Raw genomic sequence first — 24,921 nt, 5'->3', positions numbered from 1 at the left:
AAAAAGAAAAGGGAACCCGAATTTTGCCTTCAATCCATAGCCCCTCCGGCGCGCTGCCGGCGCGCTTCCGCCGGGCACGCCTCCTGATCGTGGGCTGCGGCGACGTCGGCCAGCGCGTGGCGCGCGATCTGCGCGGGCGCGTGTCGCTGGTGGCGCTCACCTCCTCGGCCGAGCGCGTGCCCGACCTGCGGGCCGCGGGCATCCGGCCGTTGATCGGCAATCTCGACGATCCCAAGACCCTGCGCCGCCTCTCGGCGCTGGGCACGCGTGTGCTGCACCTGGCGCCGCCGCCGCGCGACAGCGGCTCGGCCTGGTGGCGCGACCAGCGCACCGCCGCGCTGGTGCGCGCGCTGCGGCTGCGCGGCCTGCCCGATGCGCTGGTCTACGGCTCGACCAGCGGCGTCTATGGCGATTGCGGCGGCGCGCGCGTGAACGAGACCCGCACCGTGCGCCCCGACACGCCGCGCAGCCACCGGCGCGTCGATGCCGAGCGCGCCGTGCGCTGGTTCGGCCGCAGCACGGGCGTGCGCGCCAGCATCCTGCGCATCCCGGGCATCTACGCACCCGACCGCGAGGGCGGCACGCCGCGCCAGCGGCTGCAGCGCGGTACGCCGGTGCTGCGGCGCGAGGACGATGTCTACACCAGCCACATCCACGCCGACGACCTCGCGCGGGCCTGCATCGCGGCGCTGTTCCGCGGCCGACCGCAGCGCATCGTGCATGCCTCGGACGACACCGAGCTGCGCATGGGCGACTACATCGACCTCGCGGCCGACCTCTACGGCATGCCGCGCCCGCCGCGGGTGGCGCGCGAGGAGGCCGAGCGCCAGCTGCCGTTGCAACTGCTGAGCTTCATGGGCGAATCGCGCCGGCTCGACAACACGCGGCTCAAGCGCGAGCTGCGCGTGCGGCTCGCGCATCCGACGGTGCACACGGGGCTGCGCGAGAACGCCGGCTAGAACTTGTACTGCAGCTTCAGCCACGCATTGCGCGGCGTGCCCTCGGTGTAGCCGTTGTAGCCGCCGAGTCCCGCGTAGTAGCGCTTGCCGCCGAGGTTCTCGATGTTGAGGCTCGCACTCAGCTGCCGGCTGAACTCGTAGCGCGCCATCAGGCCGATCAGCGTCACGCTGCCCTGGGTGGCGCGGCCGAGGCCGTAGTTCTCGTCGAAGTAGATGCCGTTTTGGTAGCTCAGGCTGCCGCCCAAGGTGAGCCGGCTCCAGTCGCCGGGCAGGCGGTAACTGGTCGAGATGCGCAGCATGCGGCGCGGCAGGGAGGTGTTGAGCAGCGCGCCCTCGGCATCGCGCTTGGCGTTGTAGGTGTAGCCGCCCATGAGCTGCCAGCCCTTCGCGAGCTCGCCCGATACCGTGGCCTCGAAGCCCCGGGTGCGCGCGCCTTTCACGGCGCGCGTCGGAATCGTGCCGTCCGCCAGCGGCGGTGCGCCGGGGATCTCCACCGCCAGGTTGTCTTCCTCGGTGCGGAACACCGCGAAGCTGGTGTTGAGCCGGCCGTCGAGGTGCTCGCCCTTCAGGCCCAGCTCGATGTTGTGGCCGCGCTTCGGATCGAGCACGTTGTTGTTCGTGTCCTTGGACGTGTTGGGCTGGAAGATGTCGGTGTAGCTCGCATAGGCCGAGAACTCCCGGCTCAGGTCGTAGACCACGCCCACGTAAGGCGTGAACACGCCGTTCTCGCGCTGCGGCGGCGCGTCGGTGGTGCTCGGGATGCCATCGGCCCAGTTGGTCGAGTAGCCCCGGTTGCGGTACCAGGTGACCCGGCCACCCACGACCACGGCCAGCGCGTCGGTCGGCCGCAGCCGCACCGAACCGTAGAGTGCACGCTGCTGCGTCTGCTCGCCGAAGCGGAAATTCGGATAAACGAACGCTGCCTGCGGCGCGGCCGCGATGCCGTAGAGTGCGACCGGCACCTGGTCGGAGCCGTCGAGGGTCGAACTGCTGCCGAACACCGAGTAGCTGTAGCGGTTCACGTTGAGGCCAACGCTGGCCTGGTGCGTGCGGCCGAACAGCTCGAAGGGCCCGGTGGCATAGAGGTCGAACGACTTGTTGCGGCCCTCGGCCGGGTTGTAGCCGCGGTCGAGCACGCCTTCCTGGGTCAGCGGATCGAAGGCCGAGGGATAGAGCCAGAGGTCGCCGCCCGCGCGCTCGCGCTGGTTCTTCACGCTGGCCGCCTCGGCCTTCACGCGCCAGCCGTTGTCCAGCCGGTGCTCGAGGTTCAGGAACACGCGGTCGGTGGTCATGTTCCAGTAGCTCCAGGGCGCGCTGGAGTTGAAGGACACGGGCAGCCGCGTCCGCGAGCCGTCGGCATAGTAAAGCGGCGACTGCCCGAAGTTGGCCCCCGTGATCGCGTTCTTCTGGTGCTCGTAGCCCAGCGCCACCGTCGTGCGCGGCGCGAGGTCGGCCTCGACCACGCCGTAGAACAGGTCCTGCCGGCGCTTCTTGTAGTCGGTGAAGGTGTCGCCGTCGGTGCGCGAGGCCACCACGCGACCGCGCAGCGTGCCCGCCTCGTTGAGCTTGCCGCCGATGTCGGCCTCGGCCCCGTAGCGGTTCCACGAACCGAAGCCGCCCTGCACGTAGCCCGACAGCTCGGTGGTGGGCCGCTTGCGCACCAGGTTGATCGAGCCGCCCGGCGTGCCGACGCCGTTGAGCAGGCCGGCTGCGCCGCGCACGACTTCCACGCGGTCGTACATGGCGGTGCCGACCATGCTCGGCTCGCCGGCCACGCTGGTGAAGGCCAGCGTCGGGATGCCGTCGATCATCTGGCTCAGTTCGAAGCCGCGCGAGGTGAAGCTCACGCGCTCGTCGAGCCGGTCGGCGACGATGCCGGGCGTCTGGCGCAGCACGTCGTCGAGCGAGACCAGGTTCTGGTCCTCGATCTGCTGGCGCGTGACCACGCTGACCGATTGCGGCGTCTGGCGCAGCGTCAGGTCCATGCGCGTGCCGGCGCCCGTGATCCGGGCGGTGTAGGAGCCCGTGCCCTCGGTGGTGGCGCCGGCATCGGTCGGCGCGGTCACGGTGACGGGCGCGAGTTCGCCGGCGCCGGCGTCCTGCGCCGGCCGCTGCACGACGAAGCCGCCTTCGGAGCGGCGCGCGACCAGCCCGCTGCCGGCCAGCACCCGCGTCAGCGCCTGTTCGACACTGAGGGTGCCGCTGAGCGCGGGTGCGCTGCGGCCGGCCACCAGGGCCGGGCTGAACAGCACCTGCATGCGGGCCTGCTGGCCGATCTGCGTCAGGGCCTGGCCCAGCGTGCCGGCCTCGACCCGGAACGTGACCACGGGCGTGGCCTGGGCTTGCGCATGGACGGCGGCCGGGCCGGCGAACAGGGCCGCCAGCACGAGGGCCAACGTCCCCTGGCGTGCCGACGGCGGCAACGAACCGAACGGCGGGCCGGGGCGGCGCGCCGAAGTGGCGCCCCCCATGGCGCGGGTGGCAGTGCCACGGACTGTCATGCTTTCTCCTCCAGGTAAGACAAGGTGCTTACCTGTCTAGACGTGCCAGTCGCGCGCACCCGAATGTCGGGTCGGAAAAAAATTCAGGTGCTCAGGAGCGGCGTGCGGCGCCGATCGACACCGCGCCGTCCGGCTGCCAGTGCAGCTGCACGCCGGGGAGCAGGTCGGGCAGCGCGCGCAGGAAGGCGTCGGGGCGGCGCAGGTCGATGGTTCCGGACACCTGCAGGGTGCCAACCGCGCCGTCGAGCGTCACCGCGCCCGTGCGGTAGCGCGCCAGCTTCTCGAGCACGCGCGCCAGCGGCTCGGCCTCGACGATCAGCATGCCGTCGCGCCAGCTGCCGACCGCGTCGGCGGCACCCTGGACGACCACCGGCTCGGCCGCCGTGCCGGCCGCGAGGTCGATGCTCGCCGTGTCGCCGGCACCCAGTTCCCGTTCGACGCCAGGCCGCGCGGTGTCGGGCGTCAGGGCCACGCGCCCGCTCCTCACGCCCACCTGCAGCAGCGTGGGCAGCGCCAGCATGTTGAATTCGGTGCCGATGTCGCGGATGCGCGCCGTGCCCGAGACCACGGCGAAGGGGCGGCGGTCCTCGCCGATCTCGAAGAAGGCCTCGCCGCGCTCCAGCCGCACTTCGCGCCGGGCCAGGGTGTAGCGCACGGCCAGCCGGGTGCCGACATTGGCGCGGATGCGGGTGCCGTCGGCCAGCACGAGCTGCCTTACCTCGCGCGGGCCGTTGGCGAGGGTCTGCGACTCGACGGGAATGTGCTGGTAGCCGGCCCAGCCGGCCAGCGCGAGGACGGCGCAGGCGGCGAACGCGGCGGCGCCCCAGTGCCAGGCCGGGCGCGTCGCCGTGGAGCGCGCGCGGACCGGGGCGCGAACGAGGGCGGGGCTCGGCACCGGCTGGCGCGCGGCGGCCGGCAACTGCGCCATGTCGCGCCACACCGCCTGCAGCTGCGCGTACTCGCGCGCATGGTAGGGCGAGGCCGCGAGCCAGGCCTCGAACGCCGCCTGCTCGCGCGCCGGCAGCGCGCGGTGCTGCTGGCGGAAGAACCAGTCGAGCGCCTGGGCTTCCACGGCGGTGGGCGGCGCATCGTCGTCCGGCGCTTGGGGGCGGGGCGGGCTGTTCATGCGTCGCGCGGCGGCGTGGGCTCGCCCTGCACCTGCCGCTTGCAATGCAGCAGCGCGAGCTGGAGATGGCGTTCGACCATGCGCACGGAGATGTTCATGCGACGCGCGATCTCTTCATGCGGCAGTTCCTCGAAGCGGTAGAGCAGGAAGGCCTCGCGCTGCTTCTCGGGCAGGCCGTCGATGGCCCGCTGCAGCAGCGCCAGGCGCTGGCGCGCCTCGGCGCGTTCCTCGGGCTGCCAGGAGGAGGGCGCGGCCGGTTCGTCCGCAGGTCCGGCATCGTCGTCCGGGCGAAGCGCGGCGGGGTCCGCGCGCTCGGAGAACACCGCGTTGCGCACCTTCTCCGCGCGCCAGTGGTCGCGCAGGACGTTCTGCGCCACCTTGCGCAGGAAGGCGCGAGGCTGTTCGACGGGATGCTGGAGCGCCAACACGCGGGCATAGCTTTCCTGCAGTGCATCGGCGGCCACCTCGCGGTCATTGACCGTGCGGAGGCAGAAGTTCAGCAGTTCTCTGTAATAGCGCGCGGGCACATCGATTCCAGCCAGGGAAATTGCAGGAATCCTTCTCGAATCGAGATGTGGCGGCGGCTGGATCTGAAGCGCGAGGCGGACGGATTGGGGCCGGATTATAGAAACGCACCGCGAGTGCGCGGTGGTTCGGCTGCGGATGCGCAAGCCGGCAAAGGTCGCTGCCGTGTGTGGTGCCCGGGGCCGGAATCGAACCGGCACGCCTTGCGGCGGGGGATTTTGAGTCCCCTGCGTCTACCAATTTCACCACCCGGGCACGGCAGGAAGGAAGCCCAAAATTATGGCACAGTGGAATGATGAACCGTCCAAAAGCTCCTTCTTTCGTATATCCGCTACCCTCCGGGGCGGAATCCAGCGCCTCCCGCGCGGCAGACCGGACGCAGTCATGACCCACAAGTACCCCACCATCGAAGACGCCATCGGCCGCACGCCGCTGGTCGCGCTGCAGCGCATCAACGCCGAAGAGAACGCACGGCGCAACAACGTGATCCTCGGCAAGCTCGAGGGCAACAATCCCGCCGGCTCGGTCAAGGACCGCCCGGCGCTCTCGATGATCAAGCGCGCCGAGGAGCGCGGCGAGATCAAGCCCGGCGACACGCTGATCGAGGCCACCTCGGGCAACACCGGCATCGCGCTCGCGATGGCCGCGGCCATCAAGGGCTACCACATGGTCCTGATCATGCCGGAGGACCTCTCGATCGAACGCGCCCAGACCATGAAGGCCTTCGGCGCCGAGCTCGTGCTCACGCCCAAGAGCGGCGGCATGGAATACGCGCGCGACCTCGCCGAGCAGATGGTGGCGCAGGGCAAGGGCCGCGTGCTCGACCAGTTCGCCAACCCCGACAACCCGCGCATCCACTACGAGACCACGGGCCCCGAGATCTGGGCCGACACGCAGGGCAAGGTCACGCACTTCGTGAGCGCCATGGGCACCACCGGCACCATCACCGGCGTGTCGCGCTTCCTCAAGGAGAAGAACCCCGCGATCCGCATCGTCGGCGCGCAGCCGGCCGAAGGCTCGCGCATCCCGGGCATCCGCAAGTGGCCGGCCGAATACCTGCCGAAGATCTTCGACCCGAGCCGCGTCGACCAGGAGATCAACGTGAGCCAGGACGATGCCGAGGAGATGTGCCGGCGCCTCGCGCGCGAAGAGGGCATCTTCGGCGGCATCTCGGCCGCTGGCGCGCTGTGGGCGGCGCTGCAGGTCGCCAACACGGTCGAGAACGCCACCATCGTGTTCGTGGTCTGCGACCGCGGCGACCGCTACCTGTCGACCGGCGTCTTCCCCGCCTGATGCCAGCACCGCGGTGCGCCACGCGGCGCGCCGGCGGTTCCCCGGAACGAGACAAGAAAGAACAAGAGCCACCCCATGCCCCATCCCAAGTTCTGCCAGGTCTGCGCCACGCCGCTCGAATGGATCGCGTTGATGGAAGACGGCGGCCCCAAGGAGCGCCTGCGCTGCCCCAACTGCGGCCACACGCACTGGAACAACCCGACGCCGGTGCTGGCCGCCATCGTCGAGTACCGCGGCCAGGTGCTGCTGGCGCGCAACGCGGCCTGGCCCGGCAAGATGTTCGCGCTGATCACCGGCTTCATGGAGGCCGCCGAGACGCCCGAGGAAGGCATCGCGCGCGAGGTCAAGGAAGAGACCAACCTCGACGTGAGCGCCACCAAGATCGTCGGCGCCTACGACTTCCAGCGCATGAACCAGGTCATCATCGCCTACCACGTGGTGGCCGATGGCGAGGTCAAGCTCTCGCCCGAGTTGGTCGACTACCGCCTCTACGACCTGCCCGACCTCAAGTGCTGGCCCGCCGGCACCGGCTATGCGCTGGCCGACTGGCTGCGCACGCGCGGCCACGAGCCGGTGTTCTTCACCGCGGCCGAGAACGAGGAACGCCGCCGCGGCCTGAACCTGCCGCCCGAGCCGCCCGTCGGCAAGGGAGCCTGAGCATGGACGTCGACCGCGAAATCGACACCCGCGGGCTCAACTGCCCACTGCCCATCCTCAAGGCCAAGAAGTCGCTCAACGACATGGCCAGCGGCCAGCTGCTGCGCGTGGTCTCGACCGACCCCGGCTCGGTGCGCGACTTCCAGGCCTTCGCGCGCCAGACCGGCAATGCGCTGATGGAGCAGCAGACGGTCGGCACCGACTTCATCCATGTGCTGAAGCGGCGCTGAGATCGAGGGGCCGCGGCTGGATTACGATCCCCTCTGATTCGTGACGGAGGGGGGCATGGACACCATAGAGTGCATGCGGATTTTTGTGGAGATAGCCCGGCGGCGCAGCTTCCGGGCCACGGCCGATGTTCTTGGCGTTTCGTCGGCATCGATCAGCCGGCATGTCGCCTTTCTTGAAGGCCGGCTCGGCATCCGGCTGTTGAACCGGACCACGCGAACGGTCAGCCTGAGTTCGAACGGCCAGAATTACTACGAGAGTTGCCTGCAGGCGCTGGCGGCATTCGACAAGGCCCAGACCGCAGTTTCCGGACGCGCCGCAGAACCTTCGGGGCCTCTGCGCCTGTCGCTGCCGGGGAGTTTCACCCAGCCCGAATTCGTCGCGATGCTGGCACGTTTCAGCGCCAGATATCCCAAGATCAATCTGGACATCTCGGCGACCGATGCCATGGTCGATCTGGTCGAGCGGGGCGTCGATGTGGCGCTGCGTTTCACCGCGAACCCGGACGAATCGCTGGCCGGTCGGTGCATAGGCCAGTTCGCGCTCTGGCTCTGCGTCTCTCCGGCCTATGTGGCCCGCTACCGGATGCCGAAATCCCTGGCGGACCTGGCCATGCACCCCTGCCTCGGCTATGCCTATCACGCCGGAGGCGATACCTGGACCCTGAGCGATGGCTCGCAGACCCACGAGGTGCGCGTGCGCCACCACCTCAAGGCGGACAACGGCGAGCTGTTGCGTGCCGGGGTCAGAACTGGCATGGGCGTGGCCTTGCTGCCCTCGTTTCAGATCCAGGCGGCATTGGCCGACGGGAGCCTGCTGCGGGTCCTGCCGCAGTGGCAATCGCCGCCCGTGGGGGTCTGGCTGGTCTACAGCCATCGTCGGCACCAGGCCCGCAACGCACGGGTCTTCATCGAGCATTTCTCCGAAGAACTCCAGGCGTTGTTCGCTGCCGATTGAGCGGGTCATCCCGGCGAACTGATTCGATTCCCGCAATGCTGTGCTTCGGCGGACGGAGAGCCAGGGCGGGTTGGCGTTCCTAGCATCGGGGGCTTCAATCACTATCCAGGGATCCAATGATGCTCAGACACGCCGCCCCTCTCGTCCTTTCCATCGCCGCGCTGGTCGCGGTGTCGGCTCAGGCCCAGGAGTCGCGCAATCGGCCCGATGATTTCTCGGCCACTTCACCGCAGCGCGCTGAGGCGAACATCAACAAGACGCTCAAGCAGTTCCAGGACGAGCGGCGCATCGTCGAGCGCAACCTGAACAACTTCGACGACCTGGATTTCAATGTCTACAGTCACCAGAAATGGGACGAGATGCATCGCAGCCATGCCAAGGACATCATCGTTCACTATCCCGACGGCAGCGTCACCCATGGACTGGATGCGCACCTGGAGCGCTCCAAGAAGATCTTCGCCTTCGCGCCCGATACCGAGAATCCCATCCACCACGTGCGCATCGGCCAGGGGCAGTACACGGCCGTGACCGGTGTCTGGCGCGGTACCTTCACGAAGCCGTTCGTCATGGGCAATGGCAAGGTCGTCCAGCCGACGGGAAAGAAATTCAACATCGAGATGGCCACCGTCGCCCGCTGGAACGCGGAGGGCACCATGGACGAGGAATGGCTGTTCTACGACGACTACACCTTCATGCAGCAGATCGGCGTGCTGAAGTAACGTCCTCGCGGGCCACGGCGACCCGCTCGGCCGCCAGGGGCCTCAGAGCTTGAGGCTCTTGAGGTAGTCGCGGAACTGGGCGCCCACCTCGGGGTGCGCGAGCGCGAGTTCGACGCTGGCCTGCAGGAAGCCTTCCTTGCTGCCGCAGTCGTAGCGCACGCCCTTGTACGAATAGGCGTAGACCGATTCCTTCTTCATCAGCGCGGCGATGCCGTCGGTGAGCTGGATCTCGCCGCCCGCGCCCTTGGGCTGCTCGCGGATCTCGGCGAACACGCCAGGCGTGAGGATGTAGCGGCCGGCCACGCCCAGGCGCGAGGGGGCGTCCTCGGGCTTCGGCTTCTCGACCATGCGGTTGACCTTGACCAGGCCGTCCTCGACGGCGTCGCCGGCCACGATGCCGTAGCGCTTCACGTGCTCGAGCGGCACTTCCTGCACCGCCAGCAGCGAGCCGCCGAGGCGCGCGAAGGCCGCGGTCATCTGGGCCAGCACCGGTTCGCCGCCCGTGGGGCCGACCATCAGGTCGTCGGCCAGCAGCACGGCGAAGGGCTCGTTGCCCACCAGGTGCTCGGCGCACAGCACCGCGTGGCCCAGGCCCAGCATGCGCGGCTGGCGCACGTAGGAGCAGGTCATGTCGTCGGGCATCACCGAGCGCGCGATGTTCAGCAGCGCATCCTTGCCGCTGGCCTCGAGCTGGCTCTCGAGCTCGTAGGCGGTGTCGTAGTGGTCCTCGATCGCGCGCTTGTTGCGGCCGGTCACGAAGATCATGTCGCGGATGCCCGCGGCATAGGCTTCCTCGACGGCGTACTGGATCAGGGGCTTGTCAACCACCGGCAGCATTTCCTTGGGCTGGGCCTTGGTGGCCGGCAGGAAACGGGTGCCGAAGCCTGCAACGGGAAATACGGCCTTGCGGATGCGCGTCGGGGAGGTGGACATGGGCAATTCGGTGTCGGTTCGTTCAGGATGAAGGAAGGAGTGAGGGCCGCCGGGGGCCGTCCGGAACTGCGGCGGCGGAACCGGTCCGCCGCCTGGCCGATTCTGCATCGGCCACCCATCCTACCGGCCTGCGGACAAGCCCGTATGTCAGCCGAGGCGCACAAGCTGGTCGCGCAGGCGTTCCAGCGTGGCCGTGAAGTCGGCCAGGCGCTTGCGCTCCTGCTCGATCACGGCCGGCGGCGCCTTGGCCACGAAGGCCTCGTTGCCGAGCTTGCCATTGACCTTGGCGATCTCGCCTTCGATGCGGGCGATTTCCTTGCCGATGCGCGCGCGCTCGGCCACCTTGTCGATCTCCATGTGCAGGCACAGGCGGGCATTGCCGACCACGGCCACCGGCGCGGCCTCGGCGGCCGCGGCCCAGGCGGCCTCGTCGTCGAACACGCGCACTTCCTTGAGCTTGGCCAGCGCCTGCAGCACCGGCGCGGTCTCGCGCAGGAAGGCCGCGCCCTCGGCGTCGTCGGCCACGGCGTACAGCGGCAGCCGCAGGGCGGGCGAGACGTTCATCTCGCCGCGCAGGGTGCGGCAGCCGTCCACCAGCGCCTTGAGCCGCGCCACGTAGGCCTCGGCGGCCTCGTCGATGCGCTCGGGCTGGCTGAGCGGATAGGCCGCCACCATCACCGATTCGCCCGTGCGGCCCGCCACCGGCGCGACCTTCTGCCACAGCTCTTCGGTGATGAACGGGATCACCGGATGCGCGAGGCGCAGCAGCGTTTCGAGCGTGCGGATCAGCGTGCGGCGGGTGGCGCGCTTCTGCGCGTCGTCGCCGGTCTGGATCTGCACCTTGGCGATCTCGAGGTACCAGTCGCAGAACTCGTCCCAGGCGAACTGGTAGATCGCGTTGGCGACGTTGTCGAGCCGGTACTCCTCGAAGCCCTTGGCGACCTCGGCCTCGACGCGCTGCAGCTGCGAGACGATCCAGTAGTCGGCGCGGCTGAACTTCAGGTAGCCGTGCGCGGGACCGCCGACCTTGCACTCCTCCTTCGTGTGCTCCTTGAGGCCGCAGTCCTGGCCCTCGCAGTTCATCAGCACGAAGCGGGTGGCGTTCCACAGCTTGTTGCAGAAGTTGCGGTAGCCCTCGCAGCGCTTGCTGTCGAAGTTGATGCTGCGGCCCAGCGAGGCCAGCGAGGCGAAGGTGAAGCGCAGCGCGTCGGCGCCGAAGGCCGGGATGCCCTCGGGGAATTCCTTCTGCGTGTTCTTGCGCACCGCGGGCGCGGTCTCGGGCTTGCGCAGGCCCTGGGTGCGCTTGTCGAGCAGCTCGGGCAGCTCGATGCCGTCGATCAGGTCGACCGGATCGAGCACGTTGCCCTCGGACTTGCTCATCTTCTTGCCCTGCGCGTCGCGCACCAGGCCGTGGATGTAGACGTCCTTGAAGGGCACGCGGCCCGTGAAGTGCTTGGTCATCATGATCATCCGGGCGACCCAGAAGAAGATGATGTCGTAGCCCGTGACCAGCACGCTCGAGGGCAGGTAGAGGTTGTAGTCGCTCGTGGGCTCGGTGCCCTGGTTCGGCCAGCCCAGCGTCGAGAACGGGAACAGGGCCGCGGAGAACCAGGTGTCGAGCACGTCCTCCTCGCGGCGCAGCGTCTTGCCGGGCGCTTGCGCCTGGGCCTCCTCCTCGCTGCGCGCGACGTAGACCTTGCCCTCGTCGTCGTACCAGGCCGGGATCTGGTGGCCCCACCAGAGCTGGCGCGAGATGGTCCAGTCCTGGATGTTCTCCATCCAGTGGTTGTAGGTGTTGATCCAGTTCTCGGGCACGAAGCGCACCTCGCCCGAGCGCACCACGTCGATCGCCTTCTGCGCGATCGACTGGCCGTCGGCGCCGGGCTTGGTCATGGCCACGTACCACTGGTCGGTCAGCATCGGCTCGACGATGGCGCCGGTGCGCGCGCAGCGCGGCACCATCAGCTTGTGCTTCTTGGTCTCGACCAGCAGGCCCAGCGCGTCGAGGTCGGCCACCACGGCCTTGCGCGCCACGAAGCGGTCGAGGCCGCGGTACTTCTCGGGCGCGTTGTCGTTGACGGTCGCGTCGAGCGTGAGGATGCCGATGGTCTCGAGCTGGTGGCGCTGGCCCACCGCATAGTCGTTGTAGTCGTGCGCGGGCGTGACCTTCACCACGCCGGTGCCGAAGGCCTTGTCGACGTAGTCGTCGGCGATCACCGGGATCAGCCGGTCGACCAGCGGCAGGCGCACCTGCTTGCCGATCAGCGCCTTGTAGCGCTCGTCTTCCGGATGGACCATCACGGCCGTGTCGCCGAGCATGGTCTCGGGCCGGGTGGTGGCCACCGTGAGCGTGCCCGAGCCGTCTTCCAGCGGGTAGGCGATGTGCCAGAGCCAGCCGTCCTCTTCCTCGCTCTCGACCTCGAGGTCGCTCACGGCGGTCTTGAGCGTCGGGTCCCAGTTCACCAGGCGCTTGCCGCGGTAGATCAGGCCCTCTTCATAGAGCTTGACGAAGGTGTCCATCACCACGGGCGAGAGCTTCTCGTCCATGGTGAAGTATTCGCGGCTCCAGTCGACGGTGTCGCCCATGCGGCGCATCTGCTGGGTGATGGTGTTGCCGCTGCGTTCCTTCCACTCCCAGACCTTGGCGATGAAGTTCTTGCGCGCCTCCTGCGGCGTCGGGCCCATCTCGTGGCGGCTGATGTTCTGCGCCTGCAGCTGGCGCTCGACCACGATCTGGGTCGCGATGCCCGCGTGGTCGGTGCCCGGCAGCCACAGCGTGTTGTCGCCCTTCATGCGGTGGTAGCGCGTGAGGCTGTCCATGATCGTCTGGTTGAACGCATGGCCCATGTGCAGCGTGCCCGTGACGTTGGGCGGCGGCAGCTGGATCGAGAACGCGCCGGCGTCGGCCTTCGGCTTCCCGGTGCCGCGCCAGCCCGCGTGCGCGTAGCCGCGCTTTTCCCATTCGGGACCCCAGTGCGCCTCGAGGGCCGCGGGTTCGAACGATTTGGAAAGGCTCTCGAGGCCGGGTTGGGCGGTGGGTGTGGTGGGTTCGCTCATGGGGGCTTGAGGGGCTTGGGGCAATGCGGCCATGGCGCCGGTACGCAGGTCGTACGGGCCGCGGGCCGCGCGGGGCAGGGAAGGCCGACGATTTTACCGGCGCGGCGGGGGGCGGTCGTGCCAACAGATAATTCCGCGATGCTGTTCCTGCTCTCTCCCGCCAAGTCGCTCGACTACGACACCCCGGTCCCCGCCGAAGTCCCCGCCACCCAACCCCATTTCGAGAGCCCGAAGGGCCCCTCGGTCGAACTGATCAAGCTGCTGCGCGAGAAGTCGCCGCAGCAGATCTCCGAGCTGATGCGCCTGTCGGACAAGCTCTCGGCCCTCAACGTGGCGCGCTATGCCGCCTGGCGCCCCAAGAGCACCGAGCAGAACGCCCGCCAGGCCGCCTTCGCCTTCGACGGCGACGTCTACGGCGGCCTCGACGCACGCTCGCTCACGCCCGCGCAGCTGGACTGGGCACAGGACCACGTCTGCATCCTCAGCGGCCTGTACGGCGTGCTGCGCCCGCTCGACCGGCTGCAGCCCTACCGGCTCGAGATGGGCACCGCACTGGCCAACCGGCACGGCAAGGACCTCTATGCCTTCTGGGGCGCGCGCATCGCCGAGCACCTCAACGAGCGGCTGGCGGCCGACCGCACGCCGGTGGTGATCAATGCCGCCTCGCAGGAGTACTTCCGCGCCGTCGACACCAAGGCACTCAAGGCGCGTGTGGTCGAATGCGTGTTCGAGGAGTGGAAGGGCGACCGCTACAAGGTCATCAGCTTCTTCGCCAAGCGCGCGCGCGGCCTGCTGGCGCGCTGGGCCGTGCTGCACCGCGTGGCCACGCCCAAGGCGCTGGAAAAATTCGATCTCGAGGGTTATGGTTTCGACGCCCAGGTGTCCACGGCCGAACGGCTGGTCTTCAGGAGAAAACTCGTATGAATGATGTGAGGGAAGCAGGCGAGGCAACCGGAGCGCGCGCATGACGCAGGCCGTGAGTCCCGAACTGCGCGACTGGCTGGTGAGCCAGCTCGCGGCCGGCCATTCGGTGCCCGCGCTGCGCGCCTCGATGCGCGCGGCCGGCTGGCACGATGCCGCCACCGACATCGCGCTGGCCCAGCTCGAGGCCGGCTTTCCCGAATCCAAGGCCGCGTCGGCGCTGCCGCCGCGCACCTCGATGCCGGGCCCCGACCTCGAGGGTTCGCCGCTGTACATCGACGTGGGCGACCGCCGCGTGCAGGTGCTGCAGACGATGAAGCATCCGCGCGTGATCGTGTTCGGCAACCTGCTGTCGGCCGAGGAGTGCGAGGCGCTGATCGCGGCCGCGCGCGTGCGGCTCGCGCGCTCGCTCACGGTCGAGACCAAGACCGGTGGCGAGGTGCTCAACGTCGACCGCACCAGCGAAGGCATGTTCTTCGAGCGCGGCGAGAACGAGACCGTGCGGCAACTCGAGCAGCGCCTGGCGCTGCTGCTGCGCTGGCCGCTGGAGTTCGGCGAGGGCCTGCAGATCCTGCGCTACGCGCCCGGCGCGCAGTACCGGCCGCACTACGACTATTTCGATCCCGGCGAGCCCGGCACGCCCACCATCCTCAAGCGCGGCGGCCAGCGTGTCGCCACGCTGGTGATGTACCTGCAGGAGCCCGAGAAGGGCGGCGCCACCACCTTCCCCGACGTCGGCCTCGAGGTCGCGCCGGTGCGCGGCACCGGCGTGTTCTTCAGCTACGACCATCCCGATCCCGCCACCCGCACGCTGCACGGCGGCGCGCCCGTGGTCGCGGGCGAGAAGTGGGTCGCCACCAAGTGGCTGCGCGAGCGCGAGTTCCGCTAGCCCGCAACGCTAAAAAGCTACGAAAGCCACGATGAAGGTCCAGGCCAACGGATTGCAGATCGAAGTCGACGACACCGGTGGCGAGGGCCGCCCGGTGATCCTGCTGGTGATGGGCCTGGGCATGCAGCTCGTGGCCTGGCCGCGCGATTTCGTGCAGCCGCTGGTCGACGCCGGCTTTCGCGTGCTGCGCCACGACAACCGCGACATCGGCCTGAGCGAAGGCTTCGACCACAAGGGCGTGGGCAACATCGTCTGGGAGAGCATCCGGCTGCGCCTGGGCCTGCCGGTGCGCTCGGCCTACACGCTGCAGGACATGGCGGCCGATTCGCTCGGCGTGCTCGACGCGTTGGGCATCGCGCAGGCGCATGTGGTTGGCGCCTCGATGGGCGGCATGATCGCGCAGCGCATGGCGGCGACCGCGCCCTCTCGCGTGCAGAGCCTCGTGAGCATCATGAGCTCGAGCGGCGCGCGCGGCCTGCCCGGTCCGCGCCGCGAGGTGGCCGCGATGCTGCTGCGGCGCCCGCTGGGCCGCGGCGAGGACGAGCTGATCGCGCACAGCATCCGCCTGCTGCGCCTGATCCAGAGTCCGGCCTATCCGCAGACCGACGAGGCGCTGGCCGAGCGCCTGCGCTTTTCCATGCGCCGCGCCTACCATCCGGCCGGCATGTTCCGCCAGATGCTGGCCATCGGCGCCGACACCGAGCGCCCCGAGCTGCTGGGCCGCATCCAGTGCCCGACCCTGGTGCTGCACGGCGAGCCCGACGCACTGGTGCCGATCGCCTGCGGCCAGGACACGGCGCGCCGCATCCCCGGCGCGCAGTTCGTGCCCATTCCCGGCATGGGCCACGACCTCCCGCCCGAGGTCTGCGCCATCCTTGCCAGACACATCGTCCCGTTCCTGAACGCGACGCCATCCCGCCATCCATGAGCCACGACGCCTCCCACACCCCCAACCCCAACACGCCCGAGCAGTCCCAGCTCGGCCGCGCCTCGGCCTACGCCGACCGCTACGACCCCACGCTGCTGTTCCCGATCGCCCGCGCCACCCAGCGCGAGGCCATGGGCATCGCGGCCGGCGCCTTGCCCTTCTTCGGCGCCGACCTCTGGACCGCCTTCGAACTGAGCTGGCTCAACCCGCGCGGCAAGCCGCAGCTCGCGATTGCGCACTTCACCGTGCCCTGCGAAACGCCCAACATCATCGAGAGCAAGAGCTTCAAGCTCTACCTCAACAGCTTCAACAACACCGCCTTCGTCGACGCCGAGGCCGTGCGCGAGCGCCTGCGCACCGACCTGGCCGAGGCGCTGTGGCGCGGCAGCGACCGCGCGGCGGGCATCGGCGTGAAGCTGGTCGCGCCCGAGCTGTTCGACCGCGAGCCGGTGCACGAGCTCGACGGCCTGGACCTCGACCGGCTCGACATCGAGTGCACGCACTACCAGCCCGCGCCCGAGCTGCTCTCGAGCGACGCCACGCAGGTGCCGGTGACCGAGACGCTGACCAGCCGGCTGCTCAAGAGCAACTGCCTGGTCACGGGCCAGCCCGACTGGGGCAGCGTGCAGGTCCGCTACAGCGGCCCGCCGATCGACCAGGCGGGGCTGCTCGCCTACATCGTGAGCTTTCGCAACCACAACGAATTCCACGAGCCCTGCGTCGAGCGCATGTTCACCGACATCTGGAAGCACTGCCACCCGACCAAGCTCACGGTGTATGCGCGCTACACCCGGCGCGGCGGGCTCGACATCAACCCGTTCCGCACCAGCTGGCCGCAGGCGCTGCCGGCCAACGTGCGCACGGCGCGCCAGTAGTCGGACCGGTGTCGCCGAAGTTTTTTGAAGATTTTTTTGCCCGGATTCAAAAACTGTGTTTTTGGGGCATATAATCTGAGGCTTCGCGGGAATAGCTCAGTTGGTAGAGCGCAACCTTGCCAAGGTTGAGGTCGAGAGTTCGAGACTCTTTTCCCGCTCCAAATTTTTTGCTTCTTCGAAGGGTCCGCAAGACCCGCCGCAGAACGCAAGCGAAGACGAAAGAAAAGGCCGCTGTCCCCAGCGGCCTTTTTCTTTTTCCGCGGCCGCTCGCGAGGGGCGCCCGGCCCGTGTGGCATCCTGCCCGCATGACCCCCGACACCCGTTCGCTGCGCCTGTTCGTGGCGGTGGCCGACCACGGCAGCATCAGCGAGGGCGCCAAGCGCTGCCACATCGCGCTCGCGGCCGCGAGCAAGCGCATCTCCGACCTCGAGGCGCGCGCGCGGCTGCCGCTGTTCGTGCGCCATGCGCGCGGCGTCACGCTCACGTCGGCCGGCCATGGGCTGCTGCTGCATGCGCGCGCCGTGCTCTCGGCCATGGACCGGCTCGGCGCCGAGCTCGACGACTTCCAGCAGGGCGTGGCGGGCGTGGTCAGCATCACGGCCAATGCCTCGACCATCGCGCAGTTCCTGCCGGCGCAGATCGGCTCCTTCCTGCGGCTGCATCCGGTGCTCAAGATCGACCTGCAGGAGCGCGCGAGCACCGAGGTGGTGAAGGCGGTGCAGGCCGGCCTGGCCGACATCGGCGTGATCGAGGGCAACACGCCGGCCGATCCGCTCGAATGCCTGCCCTACCGCAGCGACGAACTGGCCGTGGTGGTGGCGCGCGACCATCCGCTGGGCCGGCGCAAGCGCATCGGCGCGGACGAAGTGCTGCGCCACGAGCACATCGTGGTGCGCGAAGGCACGGCGCTGCACCGCGTGCTGCTGAGCGCCGCGCTCGAGGCGCAGGTGCCGCTCAAGGTGCGCATGCAGGTCGGCAGCTTCGACATGGTGTGCCGCATGGTGGAGCAGGGCGCGGGCATCGGCGTGCTGCCCTATGCGGCCATCCTGCCGCAGCTGCAGATCCTCAAGCTGCGCTGCCTCAAGCTCGATGCCCCCTGGGCCGTGCGCCGCCACCTGCTGTGCGTGCGCCGGCAGCAGGACCTGACGGTGGCCGCGCGCTCGGTGCTGGAGCACCTGAGCCGGCCCGACTGAAGCAAGAGGCTTCGCGCCGCGCGAAGCCTCGCTCCCGCCAAAAACGAATTGTTCTCCTCCGGGGCGCGCGCAAAGATGCGCGCACAACGAAGGAGACAATTTTGAAGATCGTTCGCGTCAGCGCCACGCCGCTGAACATTCCCGTCGCCATCGACGTGCTGGGGCTCGACAGGAAGACCTCGCTGTCGCTGTGCCTGACCGAGATCGAGACCGACACCGGCCTCGTCGGCCACGGCATGACCGCCATCACCGAGGAGGAGATCATCGCCGCCGCGGTGCGCGAGGTGGCCGGCCCGGCGCTGATCGGCGAAGACCCGATGGCCACCGAGCGCCTGTGGGACAAGCTCTACTGGCTGCTCTCGCCGCGCGGCCAGACCGGCTATGCAAGCCATGCCATCGCCGCGCTCGACATCGCGCTGTGGGACCTGAAGGCGAGGGCGCTGGGCCAGCCGCTGTGGCGCCTGCTCGGCGGTGCGCGCGCCAAGGTGCCGGTGTATGCGACCTTCGGCTTCGGCTTCTTCGAGCGCGACCAGCTCGCGGCCGCCGCCAAGCTGTGGGTAGAGCAGGGCTTTCGCCGCCTGAAGATGACCGTCGGCGGCCATGCGCTCGCGCGCCGCGACGAGCCGCGGCCGATCGACGAGGTGATCGCCGAGGACGTGCGCCGCGTCGCCGCGGTGCGCGAGGCGGTCGGCCCCGAGGTGAAGCTCTATGTCGACGCCAACTGCGGCCTCGACCTGTTCCATGCGAGCGAGCTCGCGCGCCGCATCGAGCCCTACGGCATCAGCTTCTTCGAGGAGCCGCTGACGCAGAACGACGTGCGCCAGATGGCCCAGCTGCGCGCGCGCACGAGCATCCCGCTGGCCTGCGGGCAGAACGAGGGCCTGGCCTTCCGCTTCCGCGACCTGCTGGTGAACCAGGCGGCCGACGTGCTGCAGCCCAACGTGACGATCTCGGGCGGCTATTCGCAGTGCTTGAAGATCGCGGGCATGGCGCAGGCCTTCAACGTGCCGATCGACAACGGCGGCGCCTGGCCCTTCCACAACATGCACCTGCATGCGGGCGTGTCGAACGGCGGGCTGGTCGAGTACCACTACGTGGCGGTGAAGATGCTGCAGCAGATCTTCGACGGCTTGCCGGTGCCCGAGCAGGGCTGGCTCACGCTGCCCGAGACGCCGGGCCTGGGTTTCGCGCCCAACGCCGAGCGCGTGCGCGAACTCGCGAAGCTGCCGACCTCGCGCGGCAAGGGCAAGGCCTGAACGATGAGAACAACATCCACGATCCTTCGCCGGCGCCGGCAGGCCTTGCGCGCGGCAACGGCCCTCGGCCTCGCGGGCCTGCTCGCGGCGCCCGTGGCCTGGGCCCAGAAGTACCCCGACAAGCCGATCCGCCTCATCGTCGGCTATTCGGCCGGCGGCGGCGTCGATGCCGTGGCGCGCCTGTTGAGCGCGCGCCTGCCCGCGGTGCTGGGCCAGCAGGTGCTGGTGGAGAACCGCACCGGCGCCACCGGACTCATCGCGGCCGACTTCGTCGCCAAGGCGCCGCCCGATGGCTACACGCTGATGATGGGCGACAGCGCCCTGCTGATCGCCAAGCTGCTGCAGCCGAAGATCGCGATCGATCCGCTCACCAGCTTCAAGCCCGTGGCCGGTGCCTTCGTCTCGCCGCTGATGATCGTCACGGGCAACGACTTCCCCGCGAAGACACCGGCGGAGTTCGTCGCCCAGCTCAAGGCGAACCCGGGCCGTTTCTCGTTCGCGACCTCGGGCGTGGGCACGGTGCAGCACCTGGGCTTCGAGATGCTCAAGCAGTCCACCGGCAGTTTCGTGGTGCATGTGCCGTACCGCGGCGCCGCGCAGATCGTGCCCGACGTGATCGGCGGCCAGGTGCCGATCGGCGTGGTCAGCGCCACGGCAGCGATGGCGCAGGCCAAGGCCGGCAAGTTGCGCGCGGTGGCGTTGATGAACAGCGCGAAGCTCGAAGGGGCCGAGAGCATTGCCCCACTGGCCGATGCGCTGCCGGGGTTCGATGTGGCGCCGCGCATCTTCGTGCTCGCGCCTGCTGGAACGCCCAACGAGATCGTCGACCGGTTCTCTGCCGCCGTGAAGACGGTGCTCGATGCGCCTGATGCTGGAACTGCCGCGGCGGCGCAGGGGACCTTGCGGGCCTATGCCACGCCGGCGCAGCTTGGCAAGGACATGGCCGAGGAGACGGTGCGGTGGAAACGCATCATCACGGAGCAGCGGATCGTGGCGGATGGGGGGTGATTTTTTGGGCGTTTGTTGTCCGGGGCGGGCTCACGCCGATGGGGTACTCCCCTCCGCGAATGTCCCCCGCCTTCGGCTCCTCCTTTATTTCGCTGCGGGGAGTACCCCATCGACGTGAGCCTGGACGCAATCGTTGTTGAACCGCCGGCACCACCACTGCGCCTCCCGTGCACAGGGCAGTGGGTGCTTCCCGCAGCGAAATAAAGGAGGAGGCCGCAGGCCGGGGGACATTCGCGGAGGGAAGTACCCGCTGTCCTGTGCACGCACCCCGAACCCTAAAAACGAAGGCAACCAAAAATGACCCACCTGGGCCTCATAGTCCCCCCGAAAGCAGGCGAAGTCCCCATCGACGGCCCGCTTCTCTACGGCACCCGCATCCGCTTCAGCGCACGCGGCCTGGGTCTCGGAGAAATCTCGACGCGCGGCTACACCGAGGTCATCGACTCGGTGATCGACAAGGCGCTGGAACTCAAGGAGGAGGGCGTCAGCGCCATTTCCCTCATGGGCACCTCGCTGAGCTTCTTCCGCGGTGCCGCCTTCAACCGGCAACTCGAAGTCGAGATGTCGCGCGCCACCGGCCTGCCCTGCACCACCATGAGCAACGCCATCGTCGAAGGACTGCGCGGCCTCGGCGTGAAGCGCGTCGCCGTGGCCACCGCCTACATCGACGAGGTCAATGTGCAGCTGCGGCGCTACCTCGAACAGAGCGACTTCGAACCCCTGGCCATCGAAGGCCTGTCGATCTCCGATGTGCAGCAGGTCGGCCAGGTCGGCACGCAGGTGCTGGTGGACCTGGGCCGCCGGGTGTTCGAGGCCCGGCCGGGGGCGGACGGCATCCTCATCTCCTGCGGCGGGCTCGTCACGCTCGACGCCGTGCGCGAACTCGAGTCGATGCTGCAGGTGCCCGTGGTCTCGAGTTCGCCCGCGGGCTTTCGCGACCTGGTGCGCAAGGCCGGGCTCGATGCGCGCTCGCCCGGCAATGGCCGGCTGTTCGATTGAGACGACGGCGGCGGACCCGTCGCTCAGAACGAACGCGGCAGGCCGAGCATGTGCTCGGCCACATAGCTGAGGATCAGGTTGGTCGAGATCGGCGCCACCTGGTAGAGCCGCGTCTCGCGGAACTTGCGCTCGATGTCGTATTCGCAGGCGAAGCCGAAGCCGCCGTGGAACTGCAGGCAGGCGTTCGCCGCTTCCCAGCTCGCCTTGGCCGCGAGGTACTTCGCCATGTTGGCCTGCGCGCCGCAGGGCTCGCGTGCGTCGAACAGGCGGCAGGCCTCGTAGCGCATCAGGTTCGCGGCCTCGACCTCGATGAAGGCCTCGGCGATCGGGAACTGCACGCCCTGGTTCTGGCCGATCGGGCGACCGAACACCACGCGCTCCTTGGCATAGGCCGTCACCTTGTCGATGAACCAGTAGCCGTCGCCGATGCATTCGGCCGCGATCAGCGTGCGCTCGGCATTGAGCCCGTCGAGGATGTACTTGAAGCCCTGGCCTTCCTCGCCGATCAGGTTCTCGGCCGGGATCTCGAGGTTCTCGAAGAACAGCTCGTTGGTCTCGTGGTTCACCATGTTGAGGATCGGCCGCACCGTCATGCCCTGGCCGATGGCCTCGCGCAGGTCGACGATGAAGATCGACATGCCCTCGGATTTCTTCTTCACCTCGGCCAGCGGCGTGGTGCGCGCCAGCAGGATCATCAGGTCGGAATGCTGGATGCGCGAGATCCACACCTTCTGGCCGTTGACGACATAGCGGTCGCCCTTCTTCACCGCCGTCGTCTTGATCTTCGTGGTGTCGGTGCCCGTGGTGGGCTCGGTCACGCCCATCGACTGCAGCCGCAGTTCGCCGCTCGCGATCTTCGGCAGGTACCGCTGCTTCTGCGCCTCGCTGCCATGGCGCAGCAGCGTGCCCATGTTGTACATCTGGCCATGGCAGGCGCCCGAGTTGCCGCCGCAGCGGTTGATCTCTTCCATGATCACCGAGGCCTCGGTCAGGCCCAGGCCCGAGCCGCCGTACGCCTGCGGGATCAGCGCGGCCATCCAGCCGGCCTGGGTGAGCGCGTCCACGAACTCGGCGGGATAGCCGCGCGCCTCGTCGATCTTGCGGAAGTATTCGTCGGGAAACTGCGCGCAGAGGTCGCGCACGGCGTCGCGGATGTCGGGGAAGCGGGTGTCGTTGCTGTGCATCGCCTGAATCTATCCGCGCGCGCGGCGCGCGTCTCTCGGATTTCGGAAGCCTCCCTTCGGCCAAGGCGGATGCCCGGTCGCGGCCGTCGATTGCGCGCGACTCGCCGCGCTTCGGACATGTCCTGCAACGGGACGCGCTGCGGTCTTTCCGGCGCCTTCATCGAACGGACGCAATCTGCTGCCCATTCCCTGAACCATCCTGGAGGACAGCACCATGGCAGACGACCTGAGCAAGCGCGGACAGCCCGACCGCTCGCGCATCAACGTGAACGAGGCGCACGAGATGCGCTACTGGACCCAGACCCTGGGCGTGACCGAAGCGCAGCTGCGCTCGGCGGTCGCGGCCGCCGGCGTCGAGGTCAAGGACGTGCGGACCTACCTCGGCAAGCCCTGAGCGCCGGTGAACGGGAACCTGCGTAGGCAGGTTCCTACACCCGGGCGACGAGGCGCGGCCGATACTCTGTCGCTTGCCTCGCACCGGGACATTTCCCTTGAACCTCCCCCCCTTCCTCGCTTCCCTCCCTGGCCCGACGCTCGGGCATCGTTCCTTGCAAGCCGCTCCCGCGGCCGGAGCCGTGGCGCGATGAAGAGCTCTCCCGGAGCCCGCAGCTGGATCGCCGCCGGCGTGCGCCACGAACTGCTGACCCGCGCCTTGCCCGCGCTGCGCCACGACATGGCGGCGCCGGTGTCGGTGATCCGCATGGCGCTGCTGATGCTCAAGCGCCAGCTCGGCGCCGAGACGATCGACCGCGCCGTCAGCGAGGAACGCATGGGCCTGGTCGACGGCCAGGTGTCCGAACTGGTCGAGGGCATCCGCTCGCTGCGCGACTGGGAACTGGCGACCACCGACGACGGCATCACGCGCGCCGCGCTGGTGGCGCGCTGCGTCGCGCTGATGCGCGCCGCCTTCGACCTGCATGGCGTGTCGCTCGAGGTGGACGATGCGCTCGCCGCCGGCGAGGACGAGAAGCGCTGGCCCGCGGCGGCCGCGCTGCGCTACCTGTTCCTCGGCGCGCTCGGCTACCTGCACGACGGCGCGCCCGAGGCTGGCGCGATCCGGATCGAGGTCGATGGCTCCGAGGGCCTGCGCTTCGCGGCACTGCCGCGCGAGGCCAGCGCCGTCAATCCCGTGCTCGATGCGCACCGCGCGCCGCGCGCGCTGGCCATCGACGCGGTCGCGCTGCAGAGCCTGGCCGAGGACCTCGGCTACCGCATCGCGCTCGAGCGCGACAGCGTGCGCTTCTCGCTCGGCGCGGGCTGAGCACGCGGCCGCGCGGGCGCGGCCTTGCGCACCGGCAACGGTGCGTGCTTCGTTTCCTTCTTCGAGGCCATCGAACCCGATGCGGGCTTGGCGCTCTTGCGCAGCCGCGTCGCGGCCTGGGCTTCGCGCCGATGCGCCTGCAGGAAGCCCAGCAGCCGCCGTTCCGCCGCATGCAGTCCGCGCGAGGGCCGCGCACTGCGGCGCCCCGCGATGCGTTCGAGCAGGGCGGACGTCGCATCAGCCTCGTTGCTCGCGAGCGCGCTGCCCAGCGACAGCACGGCAGGATGCACATAGGCCTTCTTGCAGACCGCGGGCGTGTTGCCGAGCTGGCGCGCCACGGTCGCGAGGATGTCCTTCGCGGTGTAGCGGCTGCCGTCCGAGGCGACCCGGCCCGGCTCGCAGGCCAGCCGCGTGAGCTCCAACGCCTGCACCGTGCCATGCCAGGTGCGGAAGTCCTTGGCGGTGAAGCGCTCGCCGTCCAGGCCCTTCTGGCCCTCGACCACCTCGCCGAGGTAGTCGTTGACGTCGGTCGACGAGACGCTGTGCGGCTCGCCGTCCTCGCCCACGTACTGGAACAGCGCCTGTCCCGGCAGTTGCTGGCAGCCGCGCACGATTTTCGCCACGCGCGGGTCCTCGAGCGTGGCCTCGTGCATCACGCCGCTCTTGCCGCGAAAGCGCAGGTTCAGCGCCGCGCCCTTCACCGCCGCATGCCGGTTGCGCAGCGTGGTGAGGCCGTAGGAACCGTTGCTGCTCGCGTACTCCTCGTTGCCCACGCGCATCAGCGTGGTGTCGAGCAGCCGCACCAGCGCGGCCAGCACCTGGGGCCGCGCCGGCGCGCCCGTGCCCTTGCCGGCCTGCAGGTCGCGCTGCACCCGCGCGCGGATGCGCGGCAGCGCGCGCGCGAAGGCCTCGAGCCGGTCGAACTTGGTCTCGTCTTTCAGCGCCCGCCAGTCGGCGTGGTAGCGGTACTGCTTGCGGCCGCGCGCGTCGAGGCCGGTGGCCTGCAGGTGACCGTTGGGCAGCGGGCAGATCCACACCTCGTCGTAGGCCGGCGGAATCGCCAGCATGCGGATGCGCGAGAGTTCATCCACGTCGCGCACCCACTGGCCGCGCGCGTCGCGGTAGCGGAACTTCGCGCCGTGCCGCAGGCGCCGGATGCCCGGCATGTCGGGGTTCACGTAGACCAGCCCGTTCGCGATCGGCGTGGGCTTGGACGGAGGCCGTCTCGCGGAGGATGCTGTGTCCGGCATGGTGGTTGCGTGGTGTAGACAGGCCCGTTGTGCCAGCGCCGACAATGCGCGGCTGTAGGACGCCGCGAGCGCCGCCGGTGCGATGGCCGCGCTTGCGTGTCCTGCCCTCAGAGGGTGTATTTGAAATAAACACTCACACGTTATCCTCGTCCCATACGCAATGCTGCAACGCAGGAGGTGACGAGTGGGGACGACGACGCGA

Annotated in this window: 23 protein-coding genes and 2 tRNA genes; 17 read left to right on the top strand and 8 right to left on the bottom strand. The window is 69.1% G+C overall.

Annotation, left to right across the window (positions count from 1 at the left end; genetic code table 11):
- The first annotated feature begins 23 nt into the window (after window positions 1-23).
- Window positions 24-959 (top strand): SDR family oxidoreductase, encoded by a 936-nt coding sequence (locus tag BM109_RS39525; protein ID WP_093355701.1) that lies wholly within the window; start codon window positions 24-26, stop codon window positions 957-959.
- On the opposite strand, the gene BM109_RS39520 is transcribed toward BM109_RS39525, so the two are convergent.
- The 4 genes from BM109_RS39520 to BM109_RS39505 all read right to left on the bottom strand — a co-directional run bounded on the left by BM109_RS39520 (window position 956) and on the right by BM109_RS39505 (window position 5,366).
- Window positions 956-3,460 carry a TonB-dependent siderophore receptor gene (locus BM109_RS39520; RefSeq protein WP_256223101.1) on the bottom strand — a complete coding sequence of 835 codons (2,505 nt, stop codon included), beginning with the start codon at window positions 3,458-3,460 and terminating at the stop codon, window positions 956-958. The two genes, BM109_RS39525 and BM109_RS39520, sit on opposite strands and share 4 nt — an antisense overlap.
- A gap of 91 nt (window positions 3,461-3,551) precedes the next feature.
- Complete coding sequence (locus BM109_RS39515) at window positions 3,552-4,586, bottom strand: FecR family protein (protein WP_093355695.1); 1,035 nt, start codon at window positions 4,584-4,586, stop codon at window positions 3,552-3,554.
- Entirely contained in the window at window positions 4,583-5,257 is a 675-nt protein-coding gene (locus BM109_RS39510; RefSeq protein WP_177239583.1) for an RNA polymerase sigma factor, read from the bottom strand. The genes BM109_RS39515 and BM109_RS39510 overlap by 4 nt, the downstream gene beginning before the upstream one ends.
- A 24-nt stretch (window positions 5,258-5,281) precedes the next feature.
- Window positions 5,282-5,366: transfer RNA gene (locus BM109_RS39505), tRNA-Leu, on the bottom strand.
- A 129-nt stretch (window positions 5,367-5,495) separates the two neighbouring features.
- On the opposite strand from BM109_RS39505, the gene cysM reads away from it, so the two are divergent.
- The 5 genes from cysM (at window position 5,496) to BM109_RS39480 (ending at window position 8,965) form a co-directional block, all read left to right on the top strand.
- Complete coding sequence (gene cysM, locus BM109_RS39500) at window positions 5,496-6,404, top strand: cysteine synthase CysM (RefSeq protein ID WP_093355690.1); 909 nt, start codon at window positions 5,496-5,498, stop codon at window positions 6,402-6,404.
- A 75-nt stretch (window positions 6,405-6,479) separates the two neighbouring features.
- Complete coding sequence (locus tag BM109_RS39495) at window positions 6,480-7,061, top strand: NUDIX domain-containing protein (RefSeq protein WP_093355688.1); 582 nt, start codon at window positions 6,480-6,482, stop codon at window positions 7,059-7,061.
- Window positions 7,062-7,063: 2 nt separating this feature from the next.
- Entirely contained in the window at window positions 7,064-7,291 is a 228-nt protein-coding gene (locus BM109_RS39490; protein ID WP_057592910.1) for a sulfurtransferase TusA family protein, read from the top strand.
- 55 nt (window positions 7,292-7,346) lie between these two features.
- Window positions 7,347-8,246: a LysR family transcriptional regulator gene (locus tag BM109_RS39485; RefSeq protein WP_093355685.1), complete on the top strand. Its 900-nt coding sequence runs from the start codon at window positions 7,347-7,349 to the stop codon at window positions 8,244-8,246.
- A gap of 119 nt (window positions 8,247-8,365) precedes the next feature.
- A complete protein-coding gene (locus BM109_RS39480; RefSeq protein ID WP_093355766.1) occupies window positions 8,366-8,965 on the top strand; it encodes an ester cyclase in 600 nt (199 codons plus the stop codon).
- A 42-nt stretch (window positions 8,966-9,007) separates the two neighbouring features.
- Here BM109_RS39480 and galU read toward each other — a convergent pair whose 3' ends face one another.
- Together galU and BM109_RS39470 are read right to left on the bottom strand one after the other, a co-directional pair.
- Window positions 9,008-9,898, bottom strand: a complete 891-nt coding sequence (gene galU, locus BM109_RS39475) for a UTP--glucose-1-phosphate uridylyltransferase GalU (protein WP_093355683.1) — start codon at window positions 9,896-9,898, stop codon at window positions 9,008-9,010.
- Window positions 9,899-10,045: 147 nt separating this feature from the next.
- Window positions 10,046-12,955 carry a valine--tRNA ligase gene (locus BM109_RS39470; protein WP_093355681.1) on the bottom strand — a complete coding sequence of 970 codons (2,910 nt, stop codon included), beginning with the start codon at window positions 12,953-12,955 and terminating at the stop codon, window positions 10,046-10,048.
- Between the two features lie 138 nt (window positions 12,956-13,093).
- Here BM109_RS39470 and yaaA point away from each other — a divergent pair, with 138 nt between their 5' ends.
- From yaaA to BM109_RS39425, 9 genes are all read left to right on the top strand, one after another.
- Entirely contained in the window at window positions 13,094-13,879 is a 786-nt protein-coding gene (gene yaaA, locus BM109_RS39465) for a peroxide stress protein YaaA (RefSeq protein WP_093355679.1), read from the top strand.
- Window positions 13,880-13,919: 40 nt separating this feature from the next.
- Window positions 13,920-14,765 (top strand): 2OG-Fe(II) oxygenase, encoded by an 846-nt coding sequence (locus BM109_RS39460; protein WP_093355676.1) that lies wholly within the window; start codon window positions 13,920-13,922, stop codon window positions 14,763-14,765.
- A 31-nt stretch (window positions 14,766-14,796) separates the two neighbouring features.
- Entirely contained in the window at window positions 14,797-15,693 is an 897-nt protein-coding gene (locus tag BM109_RS39455) for an alpha/beta fold hydrolase (protein WP_093355674.1), read from the top strand.
- Window positions 15,690-16,568, top strand: coding sequence for an NADPH-dependent 7-cyano-7-deazaguanine reductase QueF (gene queF / locus BM109_RS39450; RefSeq protein ID WP_093355672.1), 879 nt, complete (start codon window positions 15,690-15,692; stop codon window positions 16,566-16,568). Before BM109_RS39455 ends, queF begins: the two co-directional genes overlap by 4 nt.
- Before the next feature lie 85 nt (window positions 16,569-16,653).
- Window positions 16,654-16,729: transfer RNA gene (locus BM109_RS39445), tRNA-Gly, on the top strand.
- A 144-nt stretch (window positions 16,730-16,873) separates the two neighbouring features.
- Window positions 16,874-17,761, top strand: coding sequence for a LysR family transcriptional regulator (locus BM109_RS39440; RefSeq protein WP_093355669.1), 888 nt, complete (start codon window positions 16,874-16,876; stop codon window positions 17,759-17,761).
- 101 nt (window positions 17,762-17,862) lie between these two features.
- On the top strand, window positions 17,863-19,017 hold the full coding sequence (locus BM109_RS39435; RefSeq protein WP_093355667.1) for a mandelate racemase/muconate lactonizing enzyme family protein: 1,155 nt from the start codon (window positions 17,863-17,865) through the stop codon (window positions 19,015-19,017).
- A 3-nt stretch (window positions 19,018-19,020) separates the two neighbouring features.
- Window positions 19,021-20,025 (top strand): Bug family tripartite tricarboxylate transporter substrate binding protein, encoded by a 1,005-nt coding sequence (locus tag BM109_RS39430; protein ID WP_093355665.1) that lies wholly within the window; start codon window positions 19,021-19,023, stop codon window positions 20,023-20,025.
- Between the two features lie 297 nt (window positions 20,026-20,322).
- Entirely contained in the window at window positions 20,323-21,024 is a 702-nt protein-coding gene (locus BM109_RS39425) for an arylmalonate decarboxylase (RefSeq protein WP_093355664.1), read from the top strand.
- 23 nt (window positions 21,025-21,047) lie between these two features.
- Here BM109_RS39425 and BM109_RS39420 read toward each other — a convergent pair whose 3' ends face one another.
- Entirely contained in the window at window positions 21,048-22,208 is a 1,161-nt protein-coding gene (locus tag BM109_RS39420; protein WP_177239582.1) for an acyl-CoA dehydrogenase family protein, read from the bottom strand.
- A 214-nt stretch (window positions 22,209-22,422) separates the two neighbouring features.
- Here BM109_RS39420 and BM109_RS39415 point away from each other — a divergent pair, with 214 nt between their 5' ends.
- Both BM109_RS39415 and BM109_RS39410 read left to right on the top strand, forming a co-directional pair.
- A complete protein-coding gene (locus tag BM109_RS39415; protein WP_057592921.1) occupies window positions 22,423-22,602 on the top strand; it encodes a DUF3606 domain-containing protein in 180 nt (59 codons plus the stop codon).
- A gap of 189 nt (window positions 22,603-22,791) precedes the next feature.
- Window positions 22,792-23,469, top strand: coding sequence for a hypothetical protein (locus BM109_RS39410; RefSeq protein WP_093355658.1), 678 nt, complete (start codon window positions 22,792-22,794; stop codon window positions 23,467-23,469).
- On the opposite strand, the gene BM109_RS39405 is transcribed toward BM109_RS39410, so the two are convergent.
- Entirely contained in the window at window positions 23,415-24,719 is a 1,305-nt protein-coding gene (locus tag BM109_RS39405) for a DNA topoisomerase IB (RefSeq protein ID WP_093355656.1), read from the bottom strand. The genes BM109_RS39410 and BM109_RS39405 overlap by 55 nt on opposite strands.
- Between the last annotated feature and the right edge of the window lie 202 nt (window positions 24,720-24,921).

The sequence above is a fragment of the Variovorax sp. PDC80 genome (genome assembly GCF_900115375.1).
GTDB lineage: Bacteria > Pseudomonadota > Gammaproteobacteria > Burkholderiales > Burkholderiaceae_C > Variovorax.
Note: the sequence above shows the minus strand (reverse complement) of the source record. Positions and strands in the feature narration are given on the sequence as shown.

Coding starts and splice junctions, on each gene's coding strand:
- BM109_RS39520 (WP_256223101.1), bottom strand. CDS start 3,460: ATGACAGTCCGTGGCACTGCCACCCGCGCCATGGGGGGCGCCACTTCG.
- BM109_RS39515 (WP_093355695.1), bottom strand. CDS start 4,586: ATGAACAGCCCGCCCCGCCCCCAAGCGCCGGACGACGATGCGCCGCCC.
- cysM (WP_093355690.1), top strand. CDS start 5,496: ATGACCCACAAGTACCCCACCATCGAAGACGCCATCGGCCGCACGCCG.
- BM109_RS39495 (WP_093355688.1), top strand. CDS start 6,480: ATGCCCCATCCCAAGTTCTGCCAGGTCTGCGCCACGCCGCTCGAATGG.
- BM109_RS39490 (WP_057592910.1), top strand. CDS start 7,064: ATGGACGTCGACCGCGAAATCGACACCCGCGGGCTCAACTGCCCACTG.
- BM109_RS39485 (WP_093355685.1), top strand. CDS start 7,347: ATGGACACCATAGAGTGCATGCGGATTTTTGTGGAGATAGCCCGGCGG.
- BM109_RS39480 (WP_093355766.1), top strand. CDS start 8,366: ATGCTCAGACACGCCGCCCCTCTCGTCCTTTCCATCGCCGCGCTGGTC.
- galU (WP_093355683.1), bottom strand. CDS start 9,898: ATGTCCACCTCCCCGACGCGCATCCGCAAGGCCGTATTTCCCGTTGCA.
- BM109_RS39470 (WP_093355681.1), bottom strand. CDS start 12,955: ATGAGCGAACCCACCACACCCACCGCCCAACCCGGCCTCGAGAGCCTT.
- yaaA (WP_093355679.1), top strand. CDS start 13,094: ATGCTGTTCCTGCTCTCTCCCGCCAAGTCGCTCGACTACGACACCCCG.
- BM109_RS39460 (WP_093355676.1), top strand. CDS start 13,920: ATGACGCAGGCCGTGAGTCCCGAACTGCGCGACTGGCTGGTGAGCCAG.
- BM109_RS39455 (WP_093355674.1), top strand. CDS start 14,797: ATGAAGGTCCAGGCCAACGGATTGCAGATCGAAGTCGACGACACCGGT.
- queF (WP_093355672.1), top strand. CDS start 15,690: ATGAGCCACGACGCCTCCCACACCCCCAACCCCAACACGCCCGAGCAG.
- BM109_RS39440 (WP_093355669.1), top strand. CDS start 16,874: ATGACCCCCGACACCCGTTCGCTGCGCCTGTTCGTGGCGGTGGCCGAC.
- BM109_RS39430 (WP_093355665.1), top strand. CDS start 19,021: ATGAGAACAACATCCACGATCCTTCGCCGGCGCCGGCAGGCCTTGCGC.
- BM109_RS39425 (WP_093355664.1), top strand. CDS start 20,323: ATGACCCACCTGGGCCTCATAGTCCCCCCGAAAGCAGGCGAAGTCCCC.
- BM109_RS39420 (WP_177239582.1), bottom strand. CDS start 22,208: ATGCACAGCAACGACACCCGCTTCCCCGACATCCGCGACGCCGTGCGC.
- BM109_RS39415 (WP_057592921.1), top strand. CDS start 22,423: ATGGCAGACGACCTGAGCAAGCGCGGACAGCCCGACCGCTCGCGCATC.
- BM109_RS39410 (WP_093355658.1), top strand. CDS start 22,792: ATGAAGAGCTCTCCCGGAGCCCGCAGCTGGATCGCCGCCGGCGTGCGC.
- BM109_RS39405 (WP_093355656.1), bottom strand. CDS start 24,719: ATGCCGGACACAGCATCCTCCGCGAGACGGCCTCCGTCCAAGCCCACG.